This is a genomic window from Priestia sp. P5_B4, from assembly GCF_056400385.1.
This window is the reverse complement of the sequence record NZ_JBFULJ010000768.1, coordinates 1-1,843: the sequence shown is the minus strand read 5'-3', so window position 1 is coordinate 1,843 and position 1,843 is coordinate 1. Positions and strand designations below refer to the sequence as shown.

The following is a 1,843-nucleotide window of genomic DNA, read 5'->3' as shown; positions in this document are numbered from 1 at the left end:
CTACAAATGACTTCATCTTTTGCTTAACGGCACCTTCTCCAATAAAAACAAATGCAAGGTCTTTATACCTCTTAAATTGCTCAGTCACCTTTATAATATTTTCCAAATCATAATAAAGACCAATATTTCCAGAATACATAATAATGAATTTATTTTGTAAATCATTCTCTTTAAGAAATTGTTCGATGTGAACATCTTTTTTATCCAAAGGAATAATCTCATCTTCATTGGTCCAGTTGTTAATGACTACATGATGTGGAACCTTCTTATTCTCAAAACGTTTTTTTAATGTTTCACTCATATCATTTCCAACTACAATGACACAGTCCGAATAACTACAGGTCAACATATCAACTTTTTTAGCTAATTTAAAAACAGATTGTTTATTTGTATAGCTCACAGCAGCAGCTTGCTCTGGATTAAAATCTTGAATATTGTAAATGTGCTTGGAACGCTTTAGGAATTTTCCTATAGTACCAATTAGCCCCCCTAATACAGGAGGCTGAGAAATAGTATATATAGCATCCACGCCCTTCTCTTTCCACAAAGCAAGGTTTGCTAACATAAAATAAGAGAATATATATTTTACTCGACTCATTTTTGAAGTCTTATCGACTTTTGGCAGGCGAATACGAACAATTTTTATATTCTCTAAATAGTCTTCTTCAAATAGCTTGGTTGCTTTTAATTCTTCCCCTGCATAACCAGGTTGAGCAGCGAAAACCGTAATAGTAAAATCATGCTGTAATTCCTTACAAAGTTCTGTAAGAAGTTGTCCTGTTGAAGCTATATCAGGATAAAAATAATTAATAACGAATGCAATTTTTTTCTTTTTCAAAATAGTTCATCTTCCTCAAACCGTTTTTTAATAAATTTTGCAGGGAACCCTGCATGAATTTCATTGGCTGGAACATCTTTAATAACTGTGCTACGAGCGGCTATAACTGCCATTTCATTTACAGTTATTCCTGGATAAATAAATACATCACTAGCTATCCATGCACCATCTTTTACTATTATAGGCTTAGTAATTAATCCAAACTGCGGTTCTTTTATATCATGACTTCCAGTACAAAGATAAGACTCTTGGGAAATGACGCAATTCGCTCCAATCTTTATAGTATCTAAACTATAAAATTTAACATTGTCTCCAATCCATGAGTAATCGCCTATAGATACTTTCCAGGGATAATGGAAGTGACTAGATGATCTAATTTTAGTTTTTCTACCTATGTTTGCTCCAAATAATTTTAATAGCATTGCTCTCCACCGATATGCATTATGGAGGGAAAATCTAAATATTGTTCCTTGTACTATCCACCACAAAAGAATAAAAAAAATATTTTTACCCCTCTCGTAATGATCCTGATTATATTTATCTAACTGTATAAAATCTTCAACATTTTTCATTATTTATTCTCCCAAATAGTTCTTTCCAACTCTCATAATTTTGGTTATGAGTAAAAGGCTCATATTCTTTATATTCATAATTAAAAACGTTTTGCCAGTCTTTCGCTTCAAAAGGGTTTATAAATTCCACCCCTTTATAGCTTCCAATTACTTCATTAGAATATTCTTCTTCACTGCAATAAATACTTTTTCCAAAAGATGCTGCTTCAATTAAAGGTAATCCGAAAGTTTCAATATAACTTGGAAAAAGAATAGCTTTTGAAACTTGATACATTTCACTCATCTCTGCTCTGTTTAATTTACCTATAAATGATATCGAGTCTAACACACCCTGATCTTTAGCTAACTTGTACACAGAAGAGGTATTTTCTAAGGTAAAAACAACACGTACATTCTTATACTTTTCATGATTATTTACTTTTAATAATTTTAA

The 1,843-nt window shown here is 31.5% G+C and carries 3 protein-coding genes; all 3 read right to left on the bottom strand.

The window, feature by feature from the left end:
• Window positions 1-838 (bottom strand): glycosyltransferase family 4 protein (locus tag AC1DRF_RS25755; RefSeq protein WP_477742047.1); only part of this gene is annotated, 838 nt, incomplete at its 3' end.
• Window positions 835-1,410, bottom strand: a complete 576-nt coding sequence (locus tag AC1DRF_RS25750) for a WcaF family extracellular polysaccharide biosynthesis acetyltransferase (RefSeq protein ID WP_477742046.1) — start codon at window positions 1,408-1,410, stop codon at window positions 835-837. The genes AC1DRF_RS25755 and AC1DRF_RS25750, both read right to left, overlap by 4 nt.
• A partial coding sequence (locus AC1DRF_RS25745) for a glycosyltransferase (protein WP_477742045.1) occupies window positions 1,397-1,843 on the bottom strand: 447 nt, incomplete at its 5' end. The genes AC1DRF_RS25750 and AC1DRF_RS25745, both read right to left, overlap by 14 nt.

Bases quoted from the DNA above. Each gene is read 5' to 3' on its own strand.
- AC1DRF_RS25750 (WP_477742046.1), bottom strand. From the start codon at position 1,410: ATGAAAAATGTTGAAGATTTTATACAGTTAGATAAATATAATCAGGAT.